Raw genomic sequence first — 21,327 nt, forward strand, 5'->3', positions numbered from 1 at the left:
CGATGAAAATCTTGACCTGCCCGATGAACGGCCCGCGCAACATTGACGAGTTCCAGTCGTTCGGACCGGTGCGCAATGAGCTGGACCCCGAACGGACCGACGACGCCGACTGGTCGCGGCATCTGTTCCGCGCCGAGAACCGCAAAGGCGTTGTGGTCGAGTGGTGGCGGCACGTGCCGAGCAATTACTTTTTCCTCGCTGAGCGCGATCTGATCAGCAACGAGATCCTTCGCACCTTCGATGCCTCGCAACGCAGCGGCCAATCATGAACCGCCTGCCCGCTCCTTTCGGCACCAGGATCGACCGGACGCGCCCGCTGCGCTTCAGTTTCGAAGGCAAGGGCTTCGAGGCCTATTCCGGCGACAGCATCGCCAGCGCGCTCGCCGCGTCGGGGCAATGGATGCTGTCGCGCTCGTTCAAATACCATCGCCCGCGCGGCGTCTTCAGCATGAACGGCGCCGAAGCCAACACCCTGGTGCAACTGCCGTCTGAGCCGAATGTCGCCGCCGACCGCACGCCGGTCAGCGACGGCCTGCAGGTCAGCGCACAGAACGTCAACGGCTCGCTCGCGCATGACCGCGATGCGATCATCGACAGGCTGGGGCGGTTCCTGCCGGTCGGCTTCTATTACCGCACCTTCATGGGGCCGCGCCGCGACAGCTGGCTGAAATTCTGGGAGCCGATCATTCGCCGCAAGGCCGGGCTCGGCGTCGTCGACACCAAGGCTGCGCACCGGCATTTCGACAAGTCGCATCTTCACTGCGACGCACTGGTAGTAGGTGCCGGTCCGGCCGGGCTGAATGCCGCGATCCTTGCTGCCGAAGCGGGTGCCGATGTCGTGCTTTGCGATGAGAACCCGGAGATCGGCGGATCGCTGACCTATGGCCGCCATGACCCGGCGGTGCTTGCGGGCCTGACGGTGCGTCTCGAGGCGCTGCCCAATCTCCGTGTAATGACCGGCACGCTCTGCAATGGCTGGTATGAGGACAATTGGCTGCCGCTGATCCAGGGCGATCGGCTCTATCGCACACGGGCGCGAGAGGTCATCCTTGCCACCGGCGCGATCGGACAGCCAGCCATTTTTCGCAACAATGATCTGCCGGGGATCATGCTGGGCAGCGCGGCGCAGCGGCTCATCCGCCACTATGGCGTGCGGCCCGGGCAAAGGGCCATAGTGCTGACCGGCAATGACGAAGGCTATGCCGTCGCGCTCGATCTGGTCGAGGCGGGCGTCTCGGTCATGCTGGTCGTCGATCCGCGCGTTGGCGGTCTGCCCGGCCCGCTCGAAGCGGAACTGCATGGCAAGGGCGTGGCAATTCAGAAGGCTGCTACGATCGAAGCCGCCGAAGGCCGCGGCGGACACCTTGCCCGCGTTCGCATCGGCGGGCGCTGGGTCGAATGCGACCTGTTGACGATCTCCGTTGGCGAGGTGCCGGCGTGGCAGTTGCCGTGTCAGGCAGGCGCCAAGGTCGGGTACGATGCCGCCATCGGCTCGATGTCGCTCACGCCGGCGCGGGGATCAGTACAGCTTGCCGGCTCCGTTGCCGGAGACAATGGTTTGGAGGGCGCTGTTATCGGCGGCCGTCGTGCGGCATCGATCGCATTGCAGCGGCTCGGCCATGTGGTTGCAGAAGACGCAGTCCTCGGCACAGCGAAACCATCCTGCCCGGCTCATGTGCAGCCGATCCTTGCCAATGCCAAAGGTCGCGACTTCGTCGATTTCGACGAGGATCTGCAGGTCAAGGATCTGCACAATGCGATCAAGGACGGCTATCGCGAGATCGAACTGGTCAAGCGCTTCACCACCGTCGGCATGGGGCCGAGCCAGGGCCGGCATTCGGCGCTGGCGACGGCAAGGATCGTCGCCGAGGCCACCGACCGCACGGTGGCCGAAGTCGGCATCACGACGGCGCGCCCTCCCGTCGGCCCGGAGACGCTCGGCGTGCTTGCGGGCCATCACGAACCACTGGAGCGGCGCACCGCGCTGCACGCCCGGCACCTTGCGCTCAACGCTGTGATGAAACCGGTCGGCGCCTGGTGGCGGCCCTATTTCTACGGCGATGCCAGGAATGCCCAAAAGGCCATCCGCGACGAGATCATGGCCGTGCGCGAAGGCGTCGGCCTGCTCGACGTCTCGACGCTCGGCAAGCTGGAGCTGCGCGGACCGGATGCCGGCGAATTCCTCGACCGGCTCTACACCATGGCGCATGCCAACCAGCCGATAGGGCGCGTGCGCTATTGCCTGATGCTCAACGAAATGGGCTCGGTCGTCGATGACGGCGTCGCCTACCGCATGGCCGACGATCGCTTCTATGTCACGGCCACGACAGGCGCCGTCGCGCGCGTCTATGCCGACATGCTGTTCTGGAACGCGCAATGGCGGCTCAAGGTCGATGTCCTCAATCTCACCGGCGCGTTCTCCGGCTTGAACGTCACCGGTCCGAAGGCGCGGTCGGTGCTCGAGGCGCTGGAAAGCAACATCGACTTCAGCCGCGAAGCCTTCCCCTATCTCAGCGGCCGCGAAGGCGTTGTCGCCGGCGTGCCGGTGCGGGTGATGCGGATCGGCTTCACCGGCGAGCTCAGCTACGAACTGCATTGCCCGTCCAGCCTCGCGCCCGCCCTGTGGGATACGGTGATGGCTGCCGGCAAACCGCATGGCCTCACGCCCTATGGGCTGGAGGCGTCGCGCATCCTGCGGCTGGAGAAAGGCCATATCCTGATCGGCCAAGATACGGACGCGATCACCACGCCGGACGAACTCGGCTTCGGCTGGGCGGTGTCGAAGAAGAAGCCGTTCTTCGTCGGCAAGCGTTCCATCGAAATGCGCGCGAGGCTCGGCCAGGCGCGCAAGCTGGCCGGCCTGCAATTTCCCGCCGGCGCCGGGGACATACCCGGCGAAAGCTGCCTGGTGCTGCGCGGCAACGATCCCGTCGGCCAGATCACCTCGATCGGGTTTTCGCCAACGCTCGGCTCTTACATCGCGCTGGCCTATGCCCATGTCGACGACTCCACACAAGGAAGCCGGGTGACGGTGAAGTGCAGAAATGGCGCACTGGTCGAGGTTCCGGTGGTTGGGCACGCCTTCTTCGATCCGACCAATGCGCGGCAGGAGATGTAGATGGCGGGCATCGACGCAATGCCCATATTTCCCTTCACGCAAGGCGGCGCCGCGCAAGGCACAATGCTGCCGTCCGGCACTGTTGCGCTAACCGATCTCACCGCCACCCCGCGTTTCGGCTTGAAGGGAGGCGGCAGCGCCGCTTGGCTCACGGCGCATGGTGTTCCCCTGCCCGCGATCAACCGCATCGGCAGCCACCGCGGCCTACGCGTGCTTCGGCTTGGCAACGAGGATATTCTGCTGCTTGGCGAAAATGCCGATGAGGCGCAGGCCGAACTCAGAAGCGCCTGGGAAAGTGACGCCGGGCCGAAAGGCTATTCGTCCTGGCGCGAAGAAGGCTGGGCGTGGATGCGCCTTTCCGGTCCCGCAGTTGCCGAAGCGATGAGCCGGCTCTGCGCGCTCGATCTGCGCGCCGAGAAATTCAGCGCCGAAGACATCGCCCAGTCGCGCGTCGGCCATGTCGAAGCCGTCACCTTCCGCACGCCAGCCGGTTTCGATGTACTGTTCGACGTCACCGCGTCGGCGTATTTCGCCCGGACCATAGAGGCGGTGGCAGGCACTGCACGCAACATCAGGCATAGAGGACATCCATGACCCGCCCGCAAGGAACCATCGCCCCGATCCTGACGCCGTTCGAGAACGATGGCCGCATCGCACGCGATCTCTGGATCTCGCACGCCAAATGGGTGCTCGACCAGGGCGCGCATTTCCTGTCGCCGTTCGGCACCACGGGCGAGGCGCTGTCGCTCTCGCTGAGCGAACGCATGCAGGCGCTTGAGTGGCTGGTCGAGGCCGGCATTTCGCCTGCCCGGATGATGCCCGGTACCGGCGTCACCGCATTGCCCGAAACGGTCGAGCTATCGAAGCATGCTGTCGGCCTCGGCTGCGCCGGCGTGATGGTGCTGCCGTCGTTTTTCTATACGGCCGCCGGCGACAACGGCCAGGCGCGCTATTACAGCGAGCTGATCGAGCGGGTGGCCAACCCGGCGCTGAAGATGATCCTCTACCATATCCCGCAGAACTCCGGCGTGCCGGTCAGCCCGGCTTTGACCGCCCGGCTGAGCGCGGCATTTCCTGAAACGGTCGTCGCCTACAAGGACAGCGCCGGCGACTGGAACAACACGGCGGCTGTGATTGCCGCCGCACCCAATGTCGCCGTGTTTCCGAGTTCCGAGGCGCAGTTAACCAAGGGCCTCGGCAGCGGCGCGGCGGGCTGCATCTCGGCCACGGTCAACCTCAACGCCGCGGCCATCCGCGCCCTCTACGACGCGGCGATCGCAGGCAAGGACGTCAGCGAAGCGGATGCCGCGATCAAGGCGTTTCGCAAAGTGATCCAGGACGCCGGCCTGATCCCGGCGATGAAGGCGGTGCTGGCGGTGCGCTCCGGCGACAAGCGCTGGCTGAACCTGCGCGCGCCGCATGAGAATGCAACGCTGGAAAGCGGCAAGACGCTGCTGACGGCGCTCGGCCCTCTGGCCGATCATATTGGCCGCGGCTGAGGGCTCGCGCAATGTCGGCTCATCCCACCGTCATCTTGCACACCGACCGGCCGGCCGCAGCGATGGCGGTGCTTGGGGAGACGCACCCGGATCTCACCGTCCACGCCTGTGAGAGCTATGCGGCTTTACCGACTCTGATCGAACAGACAGTCGCGGAGGTGGTCTACACCGTCCGCTTCGACGGCACGCCGCGCTTTCCGCGCCAGGCTCTTGTCGAGAGCCCGACCGTGAAGTGGGTATCGGTCGGCGGTTCGGGAACCGATCATCTCGGACGTTGGGATCCGGCGCGCGTCACGGTGACCAATTCGGCCGGCGTCGCCGCCGGCATGCTGGCGGAGTATGCGCTGGGCGCCATGCTGTCCTTCTCGCTCGACCTGCGCGGTTTCGAGCGCCGCCAGCTGGCGCGCCAGTGGGGCGGGGGCCGCGTCGAGCCTATCGAAGGCAAGACGGTCCTCGTCATCGGCCTCGGCAAGACCGGCACGGCCATTGCCCAGCGCGCCAAGGCGATGGGCATGGAAACACTCGGCATCCGCGCCCGGCCGAAGCCGATACCCAGCCTCGACGAGGTGCACGACCCGGATGCCCTGCTTGCTCTGCTCGGTCGCGCCGACTTCATCGTCTGCTGCGTGCCGCTGCTGGCCAGCACGCGCGGCCTGCTCGGCAAGGCGGCCTTCGCCGCAATGAAACCATCCGCCGTGCTGATCGATATTTCGCGCGGCGGTGTGACCGACGAAGCGGCACTGCTCGAAGCCCTCGACGGCAAGCAGATCAAGGGCGCGGCGCTCGATGTCTTCACAGCCGAACCGCTGTCGGCGGACCATCCTTTGTGGGGCTACGACAATGTCGCCATCACCCCGCATTGCGCGGCGGTCTACGAGGGCTGGGACGTCAAATCGGTGCGCATGTTCGCCGACAATCTGACGCGCTACCGCAGCGGTCGGCCGCTGGAAAACACAGTCAATCCGGAGCGCGGCTACTGAGCCGAGGGGGAAGAGACCGATGACGCAGGACAGGCGCGGCGGTGGCCGCAGATCAAGGCTCGGGCGCAGCGGCGGCGGCATCGCGCAACTGCCGTGGCAGCAGGTGAAGAACCCCTATCCGCCGATGCAGTTGCTGGACGAAGAGCGGATGCAGAAGCTGCACGACACATCGATGCGCATCCTGTCGGAGCTCGGCATCCGCGTGATGAGCGAGCGGGTGATGGACCTGTTCTCGGCGGCCGGCGCGATTGTCGACCGCGAGGAGAAGACCATCAGGATCGATGAAAGCCTGGTCACTGAAGCGCTGCGCGCGGTGCCGTCATCCTTCACGCTGACCAGCCGCAATCCCGAAAAGCAGGTCCATCTCGGCGGCAATTCCCTGGTGTTCGGGCTGGTCGCCGGTCCGCCCAATGTGCATGACCGCATCAATGGCCGCCGCCAGGGCAATCTGCCCGACTACCAGAATTTCATCCGGCTGGCGCACCACTTCAACGCCATCCACATCATCGGCAACCAGGTGGTGGCGCCGATGGAACTGCCGGCCAATGCGCGCCATCTCGACACCTATTACGCCAATCTGACGCTGAGCGATCTCTCCTTCCACTGCACAGCGATCGGCCGCGCCCGGGCGATGGACGGCATCAACATGATGGCGATCGCGCGCGGCATCAGCGTCGAGGAGATGCGGGCTTCGCCCGGTGTGACGACAATCATCTCGATCAACTCGCCGCGCCTGTTCGACGACGCCATGGCCGAGGGCCTGATCGCGATGGCCGAGCACGGCCAGCCGGTGACGGTGACGCCGTTCACGCTGATGGGCGCGATGACGCCGGTGACATTGGCGGCGGCGCTTTGCCAGCAAAACGCCGAAGCGTTGTTCGGCGTGGTGCTGACGCAGCTGGTCAATCCAGGCACACCTGTGATGTACGGCGCCTTCACTTCCAACGTCGACATGAAGTCGGGCGCACCGGCCTTCGGCACGCCGGAGAACGCCAAGGCCAACATCATCGCCGGGCAATTGGCGCGGCGCTACAATCTGCCCTACCGCACCTCCAACGCGAACGCTTCGAACGTCGTCGATCTGCAAGCGGCCTATGAGACCGAAATGGCGACATGGGGCGCGGTGCTTGGCGGCGCCAATCTGATCTATCACGCTGCGGGCTGGCTCGAAGGCGGGCTGACGGCGTCCTACGAAAAGCTCGTGCTCGATGTCGAGATCCTGCAGAACATGATGGAGTTTCTGCGGCCGCTGCCGTTCCAGGAGGACGATCTCGGTTTCGAAGCCATCAAATCGGTGCCGGCCGGCGGCCATTTCTTCGGTGCCGAGCACACAATGTCGCGCTACACCACCGCCTTCTATCAGCCGATGCTGTCCAACTGGCAGAACCATGGCGCCTGGGAGGAAGCGGGCGGCAAGGATGCGCTGGAGCGCGCCACCGAGCTCTGGCAGCAGGCGCTGCATGATTACGAGGAGCCGGTGATGGATCCGGCGATCCGCGAGGAGCTCGACGCCTATGTCGCGCGCCGCCGCGAAGAGATCGCCGCCAATCCGGACGGCTGACAGCAATGCCATACGATCTCATCATCCGCCATGCGACGCTGATTTCCGGCGACGGCTCGGATCGCTTCGAGGCCGACCTCGCCATCGACGGCGACAGGATCGCCACCATCGGCGATCTGGGCGTTGCACGCAGCGCGCAGGAGATCGACGCCGCTGGCAAGATCGTCGCGCCGGGCTTCATCGACGTGCACACGCATGATGACGGTGCGCTGCTGGTGCCCGACGGCATGGTGCCGAAGATCAGCCAGGGCGTGACGACGGTGATCGCCGGCAATTGCGGCATCAGCCTTGCGCCCCTGCTGCTGGACCGCGCCCCGCCACCGCCCTTCACACTGGTCGGAGGGCAGGAGAATTTTCGCTTCGACCGCTTCGCCGACTACGTCGCTGAACTGAAGGCGCGCGGCATCGCAACCAACGCTGCCCTGCTCGTCGGCCACACCACCTTGCGCCAGCGCTGCATGCCGGTGACCGACCGCCCGGCGAACGAGGCGGAGACGGCGGCGATGCAGGAGGCGGTCGCTGAGGCCATGGCCGAGGGTGCATTCGGGCTGAGCACTGGGCTCGACTATCCGCCCGCCGTCAACTCTTCGACCGACGAGGTCAAGGCGCTGGCGGCGACGGTGGCACGGCTTGGCGGGCCGTACGTCACCCATACCCGCAACTACTTCGAGACCATGGACGAGGCGATCGAGGAAGCCATCGACATCGCCGGCCATGCCGGCGGCAAGTTGTTCATCTCGCATCACCAATGCACGGGCCGCGCCAATTTCGGCAAGAGCGGTCCTTCGCTGAAGCGGATCGACCGGGCACGCGCGACGATGGATATCGGCATGGATGTCTATCCCTATGCGGCGAGCTCGACCGTGCTCAGGCTCGAGCGCTGCGACACGGGGCTGAAGGTGCTGATCACCTGGTCGACGCCGCATCCGGAGATGGCGCGGCGCGAGATTGCCGACATTGCGCGGGAATGGAACTGCAGCGAGCGCGAGGCGGGTGAGCGGCTGCTGCCGGCGGGTGCGGTCTATTTCCAGCTCGACGAAAACGATGTGCGCACCATCCTTGCCCATCCGCGCAGCATGGTCGGGTCGGACGGCTTGCCGCACGACATCCACCCGCATCCGCGCCTGTGGGGCACGTTTCCGCGCGTGCTTGGCCACTACGCCAGGGATGTTGGCCTGTTCAGCCTGGAGGAGGCGGTGTTCCGGATGACGGGCCTGCCCGCGCGCGAATTCGGCATTGAGCAGCGCGGCACGCTGGCGGTCGGCAATTTCGCCGATCTGACGATCTTCGATCCAGAGACGATCATCGACACCGCGACCTTCGAAAAGCCGCGTCAGGCCGCCGCCGGCATCGACCATGTTTTTGTCAACGGCGTGTCCGTCTGGAGTGACGGCAAGGCGACCGGGGCGCTGCCTGGCGCGGTTCTCAAGCCCGCCGCTTCAAAGATGATCGTCAAAGGCGCCTGCGGCTGCGGCGCCGATCACAGCGCGTCGTAGAGCCGGTCGACAGTCTCCAGCGTATAGGCGAACTCGACCGGCCTTGTGCAGCGCCAGCCTTCGAAGCTCTGGCCGGCGAGCGCCTTGAGCGCCTCAAGCATGCGCAAAATGCCGCCGCCATAGAGGCGGTTGGCCATGTCGAGCATGCCGGTGCGGTGCATGGCCTCGCTCATGCTGCCGCAGGCGTCCTTGACCAGCCAGACTCGGAACCCCTGATAGACGGCGTCGAAGACGCTTTCGGTCACGCAGCTGTCGGTCAGCACGCCGGTCACGATCAGGTTTTCCACCTTGAGGTCGGCAAGCCGCGTCGAAAGATCGGTGCGGCGAAAGGCGCTCGGCCAGTGCTTGTGGACGACGATGTCGCCAGGCAGCGCCGCCACTTCGGCGCAGATGCCGGCGCCTTCACTGCCGGCCACCGCCGAGCGGAATTCCTCGGTCAGGATCTCCTCCTGCCTGGCATAGCCGGCGCGCTCTTCCGGCTTGACCCAGGCCTGCGCGTGGATGACCGGAATGCCGCCGGCGCGGGCGGCTTCGATCAGGCGAGCCGCATTGGCGAGCACCGCATCGTAGCCGACGACCGGCCAGGCGGCGCCCGGGCGATATTCGTTCTGCAAATCGATGACGAGCAAAGCCGTGTGGTTCATGGCTGGTCCTTGTCGAAATCGGTGACGAAACGGAGGACCAGACGGATCGCCTGATCGAGATCGGCGATCTCCATCGCTTCATATGGATTATGGCTGCCGTTCTCGTTGCGCACGAAAAGCATGGCGGTCGGAATATTGGCGCCGGCAAATGTGGCCGCATCGTGCCCAGCCCCGCTTGGCACATGCGGGGCGGGCATCTGTAGCGCGCTGGCGGCGCGGTCCAGCCTAGCGATCAGAGTAGGCGACATCGTCGCCGGGTCCCAGGTGAAACGAGGACCAGCCTCGAAGGTGACGCCGCGCCTGGCGCCGACTTCGGCGAACAGCGCCTGCAGCCGTGCTTCGATGCGTTCCAATACGGACGCATCTGCACTGCGCACATCAAGGGTGAACCGCAACTCGCCGAGCACGCGGCTGCCGCCATGCTGGCTCGGATCGGATTCCACCCGGCCGAAGGTGATGGTGGCTTCGTGCCCTTCCTGCTCGAGCGCGTCCCATTCCGCTTCGAGGCCGGCGACCAGATCGGCGAAGCCAAGCACGCTGTCATGCCGGGCAAAGCGTGGCTCGGCGCCGGAATGGGCATAGGCGCCGAGACATTTGGCATCGACATAGCGGAACCCGCTGGCAATGCCGGTGACGATGCCGACCGGCACGCCGGCGGCAACCAGGCGTGGACCCTGTTCGATATGCACTTCGACAAAGGCCGTGATGCGGCCGGCATCGATGCCTGGTACGCCACGCTGCACGGCGTCAGGGTCGAAGCCTTCGTCGCGCATGTGATCCGCAAGGGAACTTCCACTGTCAGACCGCTTCGCGTCCAGCGCTGCAGGCGCCAGTAGGCCAAGCGCAGCCTGACTGCCGGGATAGGACAGCGGAAACCACACCGCTTCCTCGGCGCGCGTCACCAGCACGATGAGATCGCGCTGTAATTGAATGCCTTGCCCGACCAGCTCGGCCATTACCGCCAACCCGGCCACGACACCGGCGGCGCCGTCGAAATTGCCGCCATGCGGTACGCTGTCGAGATGCGAGCCGATGACGATCGCCGGCAGAGCCGGGTCGCGACCTTTCAGCGTCAAATAGAGATTGCCGGCCGCATCGACGCGCGCGACCGCGCCGAGCTTTTCCGCTTCCTCACGCACGAGACCATGAGCAAAGCGCTCGCCGGAGCCGTAGGCGACGCGGGTGATCCCCGGCGCATCGGTGGTGGCTTCCGCCAGCCGGTCCAGAATGCGCTGAGCAAGCCTGCCGCCTGCCGTCAAATCAGTCATGACGCGGAAGCCTGCTCAACGTTTCGCAGCCGCTGCGGCGCGAGGTCGGCCAGCGTCACGCCTTGCCTGGCGACATCTTCCGGCAAACCGCCGCCGGCGATCAGACTGGCGCAGACGCGCGATAGTGCGGGCGAGGTCTTGATGCCGTAGCCGCCCTGCCCGACCAGCCAGATGAAATCCGGCACCTCATCATCGGGTCCGACGACGGGCGAACCATCGGCGACAAAGGTCCTGAGGCCGGCCCAGGAGCGCGACACGCGCTGCACCTCGATCGTGGTGGCTCTTTCGAGACGTTCGGCGCCGATGGCGACGTCGATGTCCTCGGCATAGGCATCCATCGGCACCGACGGCATCGCATCGGCCGGCGAGACGAAGAGCTGTCCGGCATCCGGCTTGAAATAGAACTCGGCGCCGACATCGTTGACCAGTGGCCAGTCCGATATGTCGATGCCGACGGGCGCCGGTATGTTGAAGGCCGTGCGACGCTTTGGCTGCAGGCCGACCGGACGCACGCCGGCCATGACGGCGATCTCGTCGCCCCAGGCGCCGGCGGCGTTGACGATGCGCGGCGCTAGGAAGGTTCCGGCTGATGTTTCGACCCGCCATTGGCCGCCTTGGCGGTCGATGGCGCTGACGCCGGCATTGGTCACGATCCGCGTGCCGCGCGCACGGGCGCCGCGCAGAAAACCCTGGTGCAGGCTGTTGACGTCGATGTCCATCGAATGCGGTTCGATATAGGCGCCGGCGAGATAGTCGGCGCGCAACACCGGCACGCGTGCGATCGCCTCGGCGGGCGTCATAGATACGATGGACGGGACCAGCGCCTGCGCGGCCTCCAGGTCCTGTGCCAGAAGGTCGAGCTGATCGGCACGCGCCACAGTGATCATGCCGCGCTTGCTCAGCAGCGGATAGTCAGCGAAGCCGGCCGGCGGCTCGGTCAGGAACGAGCGGCTTGCCAGCACGATACGGCGGATGACGCCGTTGCCGTAATTCTCGGTGAAGCTTGCCGCCGAACGGCCGGTGGTGTGGTAGCCGCAATGGCTTTCGCGCTCGAGCAATACCACCTTGGCCGACCGGCTGATCTCGAAGGCGGCGCCGGCGCCGGCCATGCCGCCGCCAATGACGATCACATCCGTTTCTTCAGCGACACTCATGGACATGCATCCTTCACCGCTTCGCCGCGCGGTACCGGATGCGGCTCGCCCAGCCTTCCGCGTTTGGCGCGGTCGCGGGCGCCGCGGCCTTCGGAGAGATTGTCGGCAAGCGTGTTTTGCCGGGCGCAATCTTCCAATGCAAGATCGGTCACGACAGGCACCGGCTTGCCGGCGATCTCGATGCCTTTCAGCCGCGCCCAGACCGCGCGACGCTTGCGCGTCTGGTGCGATTGCAGCTCGCCGAGTTCGGCAAAACTGGTCTCGCGCTTGATCGCCAGCGCACCGGCTGCGACCGCCGCGTCGAACAGTTCGAGGCCACGCGGGGTGCGCACGATGATGCCGTTGAGGGCCTCGTCATCGACCGCAGGCCCGCCATTCAGCCAGGCATCGGACGCGACGATGTCGGCGACCTGGCCGATCGCATCGGGACAGATCTTGCAGCGCGGCTGGATCATCCATTTGTCCTCGTCTTCCCACAGCTGTCGGTAAGTGAGCTGGAAGGCGCGGCCGTCTCTGGTCTCGATCCGGTTGAGACCGGGATTGCCATAGCCCCGGTAACGGAACAGCGCGAGTTCATCTTCGGCGAGGCCGAGGCGCTGCAGCACCTGTTCCGATTTCGACAGGTCGGAAGCGCCACCGCAGACGAAGGCCAAGGCATAGCGCATGAGCTTGTCGACACGCGGATCATGCCGCGCCAGATTGCGCACGGCGGTAATGTCGCAAGGCTTGGCGATCAGCGCGAAGGGTTCGCCACGATTAAGGATCTCGCCGAAGTCCTCAAGCGGCGCGACTGGTCCGTAGCGTGAGCCGGCACCTTCGAGAACGGACGCGGCGTCGAAGCTCAGCCGCCGCTCGCTGCGTATCGGCGCGGTTCGCGACGCGGAGACGTGGAGCACGAAGTTGACGCGGCCAGAGGTGAGCAGGAACTGGCCGAGTGCCGTCAGCACACCGCCGCTCGATGCCTGGAACCGCACGGTCGGGTCTCCGGCATATCCGAGGACCAACCGATGGGCCGGGCCCCAGTCGGTGTCTATCAATGGAGCAGAGTTCGTTTGCGACGGCGGCGGCCCCGCGATCCGCGTTCCCGGGCAGACGGCATTGATCCGCGTCAGGGTCGAATGGCTGAGCGCCGTGCGGGCGACTGGCCGCAGCCGCCCTTCCGGCGTCATGATCATCTCGATCTCTGCCGGATCGACGAGCGACCGGCAGAGCCCGCAGCCGATGCACAGCCCGTTCTCAACGATCTCACTGAGCGATAGCGGGACTGTCGGCGATGACGTCATGCCGCGCACCCAGCGGATCGATCGCGAGCCATGTCAGACATGCGACCGGACGGGCTCGCTGATGAGGCGATATTGATCTGGGCGGCGATAGAGCGCGAAATTGAAATTCACTTTCCGGCAAGTGGCGATGAGGTCGAGGTCGGCGCGATGGATGATGACCTCGTCGCCGAGCGAAATCGCCTGCGCCGCGATCTCGCCGGTGGGCGCGATGATGCAGGAGCCGCCGATCAGCGCCTGGCCGTCCTCGAGGCCGGCCTTGGCGGCGGCGGCCACCCACAGCGTGTTCTGATAGGCGCCGGCCTGCATCGGCAGATGGTTGTGGAACATTCTGAGATGCGCGAGCGCCGGCGCTTCGTCGAGCAGCAGCGGCGTGTTGTAGCCGAGCAAAACCACCTCCCCGCCGTTGAGGCACAGCATGCGATAGGTTTCCGGCCAGCGGCGGTCGTTGCAGATCGCCATGCCGACGCGCACGCCGCCATAATCGAACACCGGAAAGCCGAGATTGCTCGGCTCGAAATAGCGCCGCTCCAGATGTGTGGTCGTGCCCTCTTCCGGCTCAGCCGAACCCGGCACATGCATCTTGCGGTAGCGGCCGATGAAGCGCCCGTTCGGGCCGACAAGGTCCATGGTGTTGAAATGGCGCGTGCAGCCGTCTTCCTGCACGAGTTCACAATAGCCGAGCGCAAAGCCGATCTTGAGGCGGGCGGCGGCGGCGTAGAGCCGCTGCGTTTCCGGACCAGGCATTGCGCTTTCGAAGAAGGCGTCGATCTCGGCCTGATCGTCGATGCGCCAGCGCGGAAAGAAGGTCGTCAGCGCCATCTCCGGGAAGACCGCGATCTCCGCGCCGGCAGCAGCCGATTGCTCCAGCAAATGGACGAGGCGACCGACCGTCTCGGCTCGCGTCGCGCTGCGCTGGATCGGCCCGGTCTGGCAGACCGCAATGGTCAGGCATCGAGCCATGGCGTCGTCTCCTCGACTGGTTTTCCAGAGCGGGCCGGATCGGCGGCGGTGCGCTCGACGAATTGTCCGAAGCCCGGCTTTGCCGTGAGCACACCATCGGCGATCACCGGCACGCCGCGCACCAGAACGGTGGTTGGCTTGCCTGTCACGCTCCTGCCCTCGTAAGGCGTGAAGTCGACGCGCGAATGCAAAGCGGCATGGTCGAGCGTCCATCTCGCTTCGGGATCCCACAGCGCCAGGTCGGCATTGAGCCCGACAGCGATCCTGCCTTTGCGATCGGCGAAGCCGTAGATGGCGGCGGCATTGCGCGAGGTGAGATCGAGATAGCGTTCGAGCGTCAGCCGGCCGGTCAACAGCCCTTCGGAGAACAGCAGCGGCAAACGGGTCTCGATGCCGGGAATGCCGCTCAGCGTGGTGGTGAAATCAGGCGTTTGCGCCTTGCCGATCTTGTCGGCGAAGTAATAGGGCGAATGGTCGGACGACCAGAGATCGATGCCGCCATCGATCAGCGCCTGCCAAAGATGTTCGTGGCTGCGCGGCGAACGGGGCGGCGGCGAGAAGACGAAACGCGCCGCGTCGAGGGCCGGGCGGTCGAGATCGGCGCCACCGATGAAGAGATATTGCGGGCAGGTCTCGGCGATGGCGTCGACACCGCGCGTCCTCGCGCGTGCCACCTCTTCAGCCGACTGCCAGGACGAGACATGGACGATGGTCATGCGCGCGCCGGTCATTTCGGCGAAGGCGAGAGCGCGATGCGTTGCCTCGCGCTCCATGGTCTCGCTATGGGCGACGACATGGTAGCGGATGTCGGTGCGGCCGAGATCGATCAGTCTCTGCCGCGTGCGCCGGATCGCAGCGTCGTTCTCGGCATGGACCATGACGATCCAGCCGAGCATGTGAGCAGTATCGAGCACTTTGAAGAAGAGATCGTCGTCGACGGCAAAGCCCTGATAGGTCATGAACAGCTTGACCGAGGCGATGCCACGGCCTGCAAGCTCGGACAGCTGCCGCTCGACATCGGCGCCGGTGCCCATGGTCACCACGGCATGCAGTCCGTAGTCGATCACCGCGCGGCCCGCGGCACGATCGAGTGCCCTATCAATGGCACCAATGGTCGACATATCAGGACCCGGCATGCCGAACGGGACGATGCAGGTCGTGCCGCCGAAGGCCGCCGAGATGGTGCCGGACTCGAAATCGTCGGCATTGCCCGCCCCACCCCAGACCGGCTGGTCGAGATGGCAGTGGGCGTCGATGCCGCCGGGCATGACCCAGCGCTTGGCTGCATCGATCAGCGTCTCGCCTGACAGGCCATTGCCGATGGCTGAGATGCGGCCGTCATCGATGCCGATGTCGCACTCGGCCCATCCGTCGTCGAGCGCGACGCGTCCACCTTTGATGACCAGTTCATGCATTCGGTTTGCCCGCCCCAACGGCCTCAGCCGACAGCCGCCGTCACCATGATCTCGACGCGGTACTGATCGCCGGCAAGGCGCGCCTCGACCGTGGCACGCACTGGCATGGCGCTGCGGTCGATCCAGGCGTCCCAGGCCGTATTCATCATCTCGAAATCGGCGATGTCGCGCAGCCAGATCTGGGCGCTGAGGATATTGCTCTTGTCGCTGCCGGCCTTGGCCAGAAGGGCATCGATCTTGGCGAGGATCTGCTTGGTTTGCGACGTGGTATCGCCGGAAAGGTCGTCCGCCGTCAGGCCCGCGACATACACGGTGCCATTGTATCGGAGCACCCGGCAGAAGCGTTGGCCGTTTTCAAGACGTTCGATCGTCATGGAATTCCTCCCTGCTGCTTTCGATCAGGCAGCTCGCGATGTAGGCGACTTGCCCATGGTATGGACGGCACAAAACCGCTGTAAAGCCCTGCCGGGGCCCAAGATGCCGCTTTCCGTCACCGGCATGCCCAAAAAAATCAAAGCCATAGCCGTATCTATCTTCGTTTGCAGCAATTGCTGCCCCGTGTAGCCTCTCGCTCAGGGTGGCGTCGGCGGCGGCGCGGCCAGGGGAGCAGCGCAGCCATGAGGTCGATCGCCCAATCCGCGATGCGGCTGTGGCAAAACGCAGAGCGCTCGCGCGCTTTGCTGCCGATCATGACCGGTATCTGTCTCGCCTGCATAGGCAGCGCCATGCTGACGACCGCCGTCTCGCTGCACCTCGGCAGGCCCGGTGTTTCCCCCGATGTCGTGCAGATCGTGCTCACCGCCTATCCCGTCGGCTTTCTCGTCGGTTGCCTGGTCACCCGTCCGGCAGTCGCCCATTACGGCCATGAGCGCACCTTCGTGGCGGTCCTGGTGCTGGCGTTGCTGGCGGCAGCGGGCTTCGTGTTCACCGATTTCGTACCGAGCTGGATCTGTTTTCGCCTGCTTGGCGGTATGTCGATGGCATCGCTGTTCGTCGTCTGCGAGAGCTGGATCAACCTCTATGCCGAGCAGCACAATCGCGGTGCGATGTTCTCGCTCTACATGCTGACGACGGCAATCGCGGTGCTGCTCGGGCAGATCCTCGTCGCGCTGGTCGGGCCGCAATCGCCGCATCTGTTCCCGGTGGCGACGGCGATGGTGCTGCTGGCGCTGGTGTCCAAACTCGTCGGCGGAAGCTGGCCGGCTCTGCCCGCCTCTCCCGCCGAGCCGGATCATGTGAGCGGGCCGGTCAAGCGCCTCGGCCCGCTGGCGCTGTTCCGGCTGGCGCCGGTGACGGTCGTCGCCATCTTCCAGGGTGGCATCACCAACATGAACGTCTTCGTGCTGACGCCGATCTACGGCACCCAGATCGGGCTGTCGGCGGGAACGACGGTCGGCCTCGTCACCACCATCAGCATTGCCGGCATGCTGGCCCAGACGCCCGTCGGCTGGCTGTCGGACCGGTTCGAGCGGCGGCTGATCCTGCTGGCGCAAGGCCTATTGTCGGTCGTGCTGTGTGCCACAATCGCCTGGCTCGGCAATTTCTCCGAACCGCTGCTGTTCGTTCTGTTCTTCCTCTATGGCGCCACGGCGCTGACGATCTATCCGGTGGCGATGGCCTTCGGCGCCTCGCAGCTGCACAGCCGGCACATGGTCGGCGCCTCCGGAACGCTGCTTTTGCTCTACTCGATCGGCAATGTCGCGACGCCCGGCGTTTCCGCCGGCTTGATGGCGCATATGGGCGCACCGGCGATGTTCCTGCTGCTGGGCGGAGGCGCGGTTCTGGTGACGCTTGCCGCCTGCTACAATCTGCTGCGCCGGCCGATCGCGGCGAAGATCGTGCAAACCGTCGAGGAACGGGTTTAATGACGACCGCTATGAGCCGCCTGCAAGACAGCGTCATCCTGATCGCGGGCGCCGCCAGCGGCATCGGGGCGGCGATCGCCAGGCGGTGCATTGCCGAGGGCGCGAAAGTTGTGTGCGCCGACTATGATCTCGAACCGGCAACGCAACTTGCCGATACGCTCGGTCCTTCGGCTGCCGCCTGCCAGTGCGATGTGACGGATAGCGGTTCCGCCCGGGCCGCCGTCGAATTCGCGCGACAAAAATTCGGTCGGCTCAACGGACTGGTGCACAACGCCGCCGCTCCGTCGACCAGCGCCACCGTCATCGATCTTGAAGAGAGCGCGTGGCGGCGCGAGATCGATGTCGGGCTGACAGGCGCCTTCCTGATGAGCAAGTTCGCGGTGCCGCTGATCGCAGCCGGCGGCGGTGGTTCGGTTGTCTTCATCGGCTCGCAGTTCGGCCGCGTCGCCACCACCAAAGCGGTTGCCTATTGCGCCGCCAAGGCCGGGCTCATTCACCTCGCCAAGGCCATGGCTGTCGACCACGCGCCCGACAAGGTCCGCGTCAACAGCTTGTCGCCGGGCGCGGTGGCGACGACGCGGCTGCTGCGCCGCTTCGCGGATTTCGAAGCGGCCAATGCCACACTCGGGCCGGCGCATCTGCTTGGCCGGATCGCCGAGCCGGAGGAGATCGCAGCGGCGGCTGCCTTCCTGCTTTCGCCGGACGCGTCCTTCGTCACCGGCTCCGACATGCTCGTGGATGGCGGCTATGCGACGCGCTGAATTCTTCAAGTCTATTTCAAAGGAGTTCCCATGACGCTGCTCATCACTGGCGGCACCGGCTTTGTCATGAGCGTGGTAGCGCGCGAATGGCTGGATCGTGATCCGCAAGCCCGCGCCGTGATCCTCGACCGCTCCGGCCTCGATGCCATCGCCGAGAAATTCTTCGCGCCGGTACGCGACCGCCTCACCGTGCTCACCGCCGACATACTGGATTCAAAACAATGGGCGGCAGCGCTCGACGCGCATGGAATCACGGCAGTTGTTCATGGCGCCACGGTGACGCCGAACTCGCGCCCGAGCGACCCGACGCAACCGCCCGAAGCCAACGATCCGGCTGCCATCGTCGACGTCAATCTGATGGGCACGGTGCGGATGCTTGAATGGGCACGCAGCCGTCCCGGCATCAAGCGTTTCGTCTATGTCAGTTCCGGCTCGGTCTATCGCCACAACGGGCCGGACTGGAGCCGCGAGCCGTTGCCCGAGGACGGCTACGTCGCGCCATTGACGCTCTATGGCATTTCGAAATTCGCCGCCGAAATGGTCACCAACCGCTATGCCGATCTGTTCGGCCTGTCCGCCATCTCGGTCAGGCTGTCCTCGGTCTACGGGCCGATGGACCGGGTCACCGGCAGCCGCAATGTCCGCCATCTGCCGAACCGCGTCGCGCATATGGCGCTCAGCAACGAGACGATCCGGCCTAACAGTCTCGAGCCGCTCGGCGACTACGTTCTGTCGAGCGATGTCGCCAAGGCTGTCATGGCGCTGCTCGATGCCGAGACCTTGCGCTACCGACACTACAATATCGGCAGCGGCGGCACGCAGACGGTCGGCGATTTCATCGGCTGGGCCGCCGAACGGTTCCCCGGCCTGAAGAGCGAAGTCAGCCCGCAGGAGACGGCGAACATCACCATGAACGCAGCGCTGAAGACGGGCATGTGGGGCGAATACGATCTTGCCCGTATCGAGCGCGATACAGCCTGGCGGCCGACGCCGGCGAGGCAGGCCTTCCACGACTACATCGACTGGATCGCCGCCAACGAAAGCTGAGGAGCAGAGCCGATGCCGACCGATTTTCAGCAACCGCGCGACTTCGTCGGTTACGGCCCGCGCCCGCCCTTCATGACCTGGCCGGGCGGCGTCAAGCTCGCCATCAATCTGGTGCTCAACTACGAAGAAGGCTCGGAGTATTCCTGGCTCGAGGACGGTCGCAACGACAATTGGGGCGAGTACAATCTCACGTCCAGCCCGCCGGTGCGCGACCTCGGCACCGAGACCCATTTCGAATATGGCAGCCGGGCCGGCGTGTGGCGGCTGGCGCGGCTGTTCGACCGTTATCAGATTCCGATCACCGTCTCCGCCTGCGCGGTCGCGCTGGAGCGCAACCCGGCGGTGGCCGAATGGATGAACGCCCGCGGGTACGACCTTCTCGGCCATGGCTTGCGCTGGGTCGACTACACGACGATGGAGCGCAGCGAGGAAGAGCGCCAACTGCGTGAAGCGATCGCGCTTTACGAGAAGCTGATGGGGCGGCGCCCGCTGGGCTGGAACTGCCGCTCGCTGCCGAGCGTCAACACGCGCGATCTGCTGGTGCGCGAGGGCGGGTTTCTCTACCACTCCGATCCCTGCAATGACGACCTGCCGTACTTCCTCGACCACCAGGGCACCGAGATCCTGGTCGTGCCCTACTCAAAGACACTCAACGACAGCCGCTACCTTGTCGCGCCGGGCTACAGCAATCCGCGCGACTTCGCCGAAGATTGCCGCTCGGCCATCGACTACATGCTCGACGAAGCCGACGAGACCGGCGGCCGCATGCTGACGATCGGCATCCATGCGCGCTGGATGGGCCAGCCCAACCGTGCCTCAGGACTGCGCGAGGTGATCGAACACGTGAAGACGAAACCGACTGCCGCCTTCATGCGGCGCGAGGACATCGCCCGCTTCTGGCTGGAGAACCGTGCCGGCTTCGAGCGGCGAAGCTGAGATGTTCGAGACGCTGATCAGAGGCGCGACCGTCGTCAATGCCGACAGGCAAGAGCGGCGCGATGTCGGCATCGCCGGTGGCCGCGTCGCGGCGCTGATCACGCCCGGCGGAACGGCGGAAGCCGCGACGGTGCTGGATGCTTCCGGCTGCCTGCTGCTTCCCGGGCTGGTCGACGCGCATGCGCATCTGCGCGAGCCGGGCCTGACGCACAAGGAAGACTTTTCCTCGGGCACGCATGCCGCAGCGCTCGGCGGCGTCACAACGGTGCTCGACATGCCGACCGATGAACCGTGGACGGCCAGCGCCGAAAAGCTCGCCGACAAGATGGCGATGGCGACAGGCCGGCTCCATGTCGATGTCGGCTTCCAGGCCATGGTCAGCCGCGATTTGTCGCTGGTCGCCGGCCTGCTCAAGCTCGCACCGGTGTCGTTCGAATTGTTCACCGCCGATGTGCCGGAGGCCTTCCTGTTTCGGAATTTCGACGCCGTTGCCGAGGCGCTCAGACATTTTGGCCATGCCGATACGCTGATCGGCATTTCGCCGGGCGACCAGTCGATGCTGACCGGCGCCAATGAGCGCAACAACACGGGGACTATCGCCGCCTTTCTCGACAGCCGGCCACCGCTGGCGGAAGCCGGCGGCGTTGCGCGCGCCGTGCTTGCCGCCGCCGCGACAGGGGCGCGCATCCATGTCCGGCAGATCAACTCGGAACCGGGTGTCGAGGCCTGGAGCCGGCTGCGCGACCGGGCGGACGCCAGTGTCGAGACGACACCTCAGAACCTGTTCTTCACCGCCGACGATTACGAGACGCAAGGCGCCAGGCTGAAGGGCTCGCCACCGCTGCGGTCGCGGCAGGATGTCGAAGCCTTGCGCGCTGCGCTGAAGGGTGGGCTGATCGACATCGTCGCCACCGATCACGCACCGCATGCGCCGGCCGAGAAGGCCGCCGCCTACGCCGCTTTCGCCGATATCCCCGGCGGCATGCCCGGATTGCAGACGCTGCTGCAGGTGATGCTGAAGCTGGTCGACGAGGGGCTGATCACGTACCCCGATGTGGTGCGGATGTGCGCGCGCAATCCGGCCGAGCGTTTTGGGCTCGGCCGGCGCAAGGGACGCATCGCCACCGGCTACGACGCCGACCTGCTGATCGTCGACCCGCGCGTATCCAGCTCCATCTCCGACGTCGAGCAGGTTTCCCGCGCGGCCTACACGCCATTCAACGGCTGGAGCGTCAAAGCGCGGCTGACCAATGTGTTTCTGCGCGGGCGAGAGATCGTACGCGATCAGGCGCTGATCGGTGCGGGGCAAGGCAAGGTCGTGCGCCGGGAACACTGAGGGA

General features: G+C 65.6%; 19 protein-coding genes. 12 read left to right on the forward strand and 7 right to left on the reverse strand.

The genetic code is table 11. The annotated features are described in order from the left end of the window. The first annotated feature begins 2 nt into the window (after positions 1–2). Genes AC1D1B_RS29595 through AC1D1B_RS29625 form a run of 7 tightly spaced genes read left to right on the forward strand, consistent with a single transcriptional unit; the run spans position 3 to position 8,654 of the window. The gene (locus tag AC1D1B_RS29595) at positions 3–269 is read left to right on the forward strand and encodes a sarcosine oxidase subunit delta (RefSeq protein WP_477336848.1); all 267 of its coding nucleotides are present in this window, start codon (positions 3–5) and stop codon (positions 267–269) included. After that, positions 266–3,118, forward strand: a complete 2,853-nt coding sequence (locus AC1D1B_RS29600; RefSeq protein WP_477336850.1) for a 2Fe-2S iron-sulfur cluster-binding protein — start codon at positions 266–268, stop codon at positions 3,116–3,118. The genes AC1D1B_RS29595 and AC1D1B_RS29600 overlap by 4 nt, the downstream gene beginning before the upstream one ends. After that, complete coding sequence (locus AC1D1B_RS29605) at positions 3,119–3,712, forward strand: hypothetical protein (protein ID WP_477336852.1); 594 nt, start codon at positions 3,119–3,121, stop codon at positions 3,710–3,712. Beyond that, positions 3,709–4,617 (forward strand): dihydrodipicolinate synthase family protein, encoded by a 909-nt coding sequence (locus AC1D1B_RS29610; RefSeq protein ID WP_477336854.1) that lies wholly within the window; start codon positions 3,709–3,711, stop codon positions 4,615–4,617. Before AC1D1B_RS29605 ends, AC1D1B_RS29610 begins: the two co-directional genes overlap by 4 nt. 11 nt (positions 4,618–4,628) lie before the next feature. Beyond that, positions 4,629–5,597: a D-2-hydroxyacid dehydrogenase gene (locus AC1D1B_RS29615; protein ID WP_477336856.1), complete on the forward strand. Its 969-nt coding sequence runs from the start codon at positions 4,629–4,631 to the stop codon at positions 5,595–5,597. A 19-nt stretch (positions 5,598–5,616) separates the two neighbouring features. Beyond that, positions 5,617–7,158 carry a trimethylamine methyltransferase family protein gene (locus AC1D1B_RS29620; protein WP_477336858.1) on the forward strand — a complete coding sequence of 514 codons (1,542 nt, stop codon included), beginning with the start codon at positions 5,617–5,619 and terminating at the stop codon, positions 7,156–7,158. 5 nt (positions 7,159–7,163) lie between these two features. Then, entirely contained in the window at positions 7,164–8,654 is a 1,491-nt protein-coding gene (locus tag AC1D1B_RS29625) for an N-acyl-D-amino-acid deacylase family protein (protein ID WP_477336860.1), read from the forward strand. Here the strand turns inward: AC1D1B_RS29625 and AC1D1B_RS29630 are convergent. Genes AC1D1B_RS29630 through AC1D1B_RS29660 form a run of 7 tightly spaced genes read right to left on the reverse strand, consistent with a single transcriptional unit; the run spans position 8,639 to position 15,752 of the window. Next, on the reverse strand, positions 8,639–9,298 hold the full coding sequence (locus tag AC1D1B_RS29630) for a cysteine hydrolase family protein (RefSeq protein ID WP_477336862.1): 660 nt from the start codon (positions 9,296–9,298) through the stop codon (positions 8,639–8,641). The two genes, AC1D1B_RS29625 and AC1D1B_RS29630, sit on opposite strands and share 16 nt — an antisense overlap. Further along, positions 9,295–10,566, reverse strand: coding sequence for a Zn-dependent hydrolase (locus AC1D1B_RS29635; protein WP_477336864.1), 1,272 nt, complete (start codon positions 10,564–10,566; stop codon positions 9,295–9,297). Before AC1D1B_RS29635 ends, AC1D1B_RS29630 begins: the two co-directional genes overlap by 4 nt. Next, complete coding sequence (locus tag AC1D1B_RS29640) at positions 10,563–11,720, reverse strand: NAD(P)/FAD-dependent oxidoreductase (protein ID WP_477336866.1); 1,158 nt, start codon at positions 11,718–11,720, stop codon at positions 10,563–10,565. The genes AC1D1B_RS29635 and AC1D1B_RS29640 overlap by 4 nt, the downstream gene beginning before the upstream one ends. Beyond that, positions 11,717–13,003 (reverse strand): Coenzyme F420 hydrogenase/dehydrogenase, beta subunit C-terminal domain, encoded by a 1,287-nt coding sequence (locus AC1D1B_RS29645; RefSeq protein ID WP_477336868.1) that lies wholly within the window; start codon positions 13,001–13,003, stop codon positions 11,717–11,719. Before AC1D1B_RS29645 ends, AC1D1B_RS29640 begins: the two co-directional genes overlap by 4 nt. Before the next feature lie 33 nt (positions 13,004–13,036). Beyond that, complete coding sequence (locus AC1D1B_RS29650) at positions 13,037–13,963, reverse strand: nitrilase-related carbon-nitrogen hydrolase (protein ID WP_477336869.1); 927 nt, start codon at positions 13,961–13,963, stop codon at positions 13,037–13,039. Next, on the reverse strand, positions 13,948–15,378 hold the full coding sequence (gene hydA, locus AC1D1B_RS29655) for a dihydropyrimidinase (RefSeq protein WP_477336871.1): 1,431 nt from the start codon (positions 15,376–15,378) through the stop codon (positions 13,948–13,950). The genes AC1D1B_RS29650 and hydA overlap by 16 nt, the downstream gene beginning before the upstream one ends. Before the next feature lie 23 nt (positions 15,379–15,401). Next, complete coding sequence (locus tag AC1D1B_RS29660) at positions 15,402–15,752, reverse strand: RidA family protein (protein ID WP_477336873.1); 351 nt, start codon at positions 15,750–15,752, stop codon at positions 15,402–15,404. A gap of 243 nt (positions 15,753–15,995) precedes the next feature. On the opposite strand from AC1D1B_RS29660, the gene AC1D1B_RS29665 reads away from it, so the two are divergent. Genes AC1D1B_RS29665 through AC1D1B_RS29685 form a run of 5 tightly spaced genes read left to right on the forward strand, consistent with a single transcriptional unit; the run spans position 15,996 to position 21,323 of the window. After that, positions 15,996–17,243, forward strand: coding sequence for an MFS transporter (locus tag AC1D1B_RS29665; RefSeq protein ID WP_477336874.1), 1,248 nt, complete (start codon positions 15,996–15,998; stop codon positions 17,241–17,243). Further along, positions 17,243–18,004: an SDR family NAD(P)-dependent oxidoreductase gene (locus tag AC1D1B_RS29670; protein ID WP_477336876.1), complete on the forward strand. Its 762-nt coding sequence runs from the start codon at positions 17,243–17,245 to the stop codon at positions 18,002–18,004. Before AC1D1B_RS29665 ends, AC1D1B_RS29670 begins: the two co-directional genes overlap by 1 nt. Before the next feature lie 30 nt (positions 18,005–18,034). Then, a complete protein-coding gene (locus tag AC1D1B_RS29675; protein ID WP_477336878.1) occupies positions 18,035–19,051 on the forward strand; it encodes an NAD-dependent epimerase/dehydratase family protein in 1,017 nt (338 codons plus the stop codon). A 12-nt stretch (positions 19,052–19,063) separates the two neighbouring features. After that, the gene (locus tag AC1D1B_RS29680; RefSeq protein WP_477336880.1) at positions 19,064–19,987 is read left to right on the forward strand and encodes a polysaccharide deacetylase family protein; all 924 of its coding nucleotides are present in this window, start codon (positions 19,064–19,066) and stop codon (positions 19,985–19,987) included. Further along, entirely contained in the window at positions 19,962–21,323 is a 1,362-nt protein-coding gene (locus AC1D1B_RS29685) for a dihydroorotase (RefSeq protein ID WP_477336882.1), read from the forward strand. Before AC1D1B_RS29680 ends, AC1D1B_RS29685 begins: the two co-directional genes overlap by 26 nt. Positions 21,324–21,327 lie beyond the last annotated feature (4 nt).

The sequence above is a fragment of the Mesorhizobium sp. P2_C5_2 genome, assembly GCF_056404535.1.

Excerpts from the sequence above, each read along its gene's own strand:
- AC1D1B_RS29600 (WP_477336850.1), top strand. The coding sequence starts at position 266 with ATGAACCGCCTGCCCGCTCCTTTCGGCACCAGGATCGACCGGACGCGC.
- AC1D1B_RS29620 (WP_477336858.1), top strand. The coding sequence starts at position 5,617 with ATGACGCAGGACAGGCGCGGCGGTGGCCGCAGATCAAGGCTCGGGCGC.
- AC1D1B_RS29645 (WP_477336868.1), bottom strand. The coding sequence starts at position 13,003 with ATGACGTCATCGCCGACAGTCCCGCTATCGCTCAGTGAGATCGTTGAG.
- AC1D1B_RS29605 (WP_477336852.1), top strand. The coding sequence starts at position 3,119 with ATGGCGGGCATCGACGCAATGCCCATATTTCCCTTCACGCAAGGCGGC.
- hydA (WP_477336871.1), bottom strand. The coding sequence starts at position 15,378 with ATGCATGAACTGGTCATCAAAGGTGGACGCGTCGCGCTCGACGACGGA.
- AC1D1B_RS29630 (WP_477336862.1), bottom strand. The coding sequence starts at position 9,298 with ATGAACCACACGGCTTTGCTCGTCATCGATTTGCAGAACGAATATCGC.
- AC1D1B_RS29625 (WP_477336860.1), top strand. The coding sequence starts at position 7,164 with ATGCCATACGATCTCATCATCCGCCATGCGACGCTGATTTCCGGCGAC.
- AC1D1B_RS29640 (WP_477336866.1), bottom strand. The coding sequence starts at position 11,720 with ATGAGTGTCGCTGAAGAAACGGATGTGATCGTCATTGGCGGCGGCATG.
- AC1D1B_RS29615 (WP_477336856.1), top strand. The coding sequence starts at position 4,629 with ATGTCGGCTCATCCCACCGTCATCTTGCACACCGACCGGCCGGCCGCA.
- AC1D1B_RS29635 (WP_477336864.1), bottom strand. The coding sequence starts at position 10,566 with ATGACTGATTTGACGGCAGGCGGCAGGCTTGCTCAGCGCATTCTGGAC.
- AC1D1B_RS29595 (WP_477336848.1), top strand. The coding sequence starts at position 3 with ATGAAAATCTTGACCTGCCCGATGAACGGCCCGCGCAACATTGACGAG.
- AC1D1B_RS29680 (WP_477336880.1), top strand. The coding sequence starts at position 19,064 with ATGCCGACCGATTTTCAGCAACCGCGCGACTTCGTCGGTTACGGCCCG.
- AC1D1B_RS29650 (WP_477336869.1), bottom strand. The coding sequence starts at position 13,963 with ATGGCTCGATGCCTGACCATTGCGGTCTGCCAGACCGGGCCGATCCAG.
- AC1D1B_RS29675 (WP_477336878.1), top strand. The coding sequence starts at position 18,035 with ATGACGCTGCTCATCACTGGCGGCACCGGCTTTGTCATGAGCGTGGTA.
- AC1D1B_RS29610 (WP_477336854.1), top strand. The coding sequence starts at position 3,709 with ATGACCCGCCCGCAAGGAACCATCGCCCCGATCCTGACGCCGTTCGAG.
- AC1D1B_RS29670 (WP_477336876.1), top strand. The coding sequence starts at position 17,243 with ATGACGACCGCTATGAGCCGCCTGCAAGACAGCGTCATCCTGATCGCG.
- AC1D1B_RS29660 (WP_477336873.1), bottom strand. The coding sequence starts at position 15,752 with ATGACGATCGAACGTCTTGAAAACGGCCAACGCTTCTGCCGGGTGCTC.
- AC1D1B_RS29665 (WP_477336874.1), top strand. The coding sequence starts at position 15,996 with ATGAGGTCGATCGCCCAATCCGCGATGCGGCTGTGGCAAAACGCAGAG.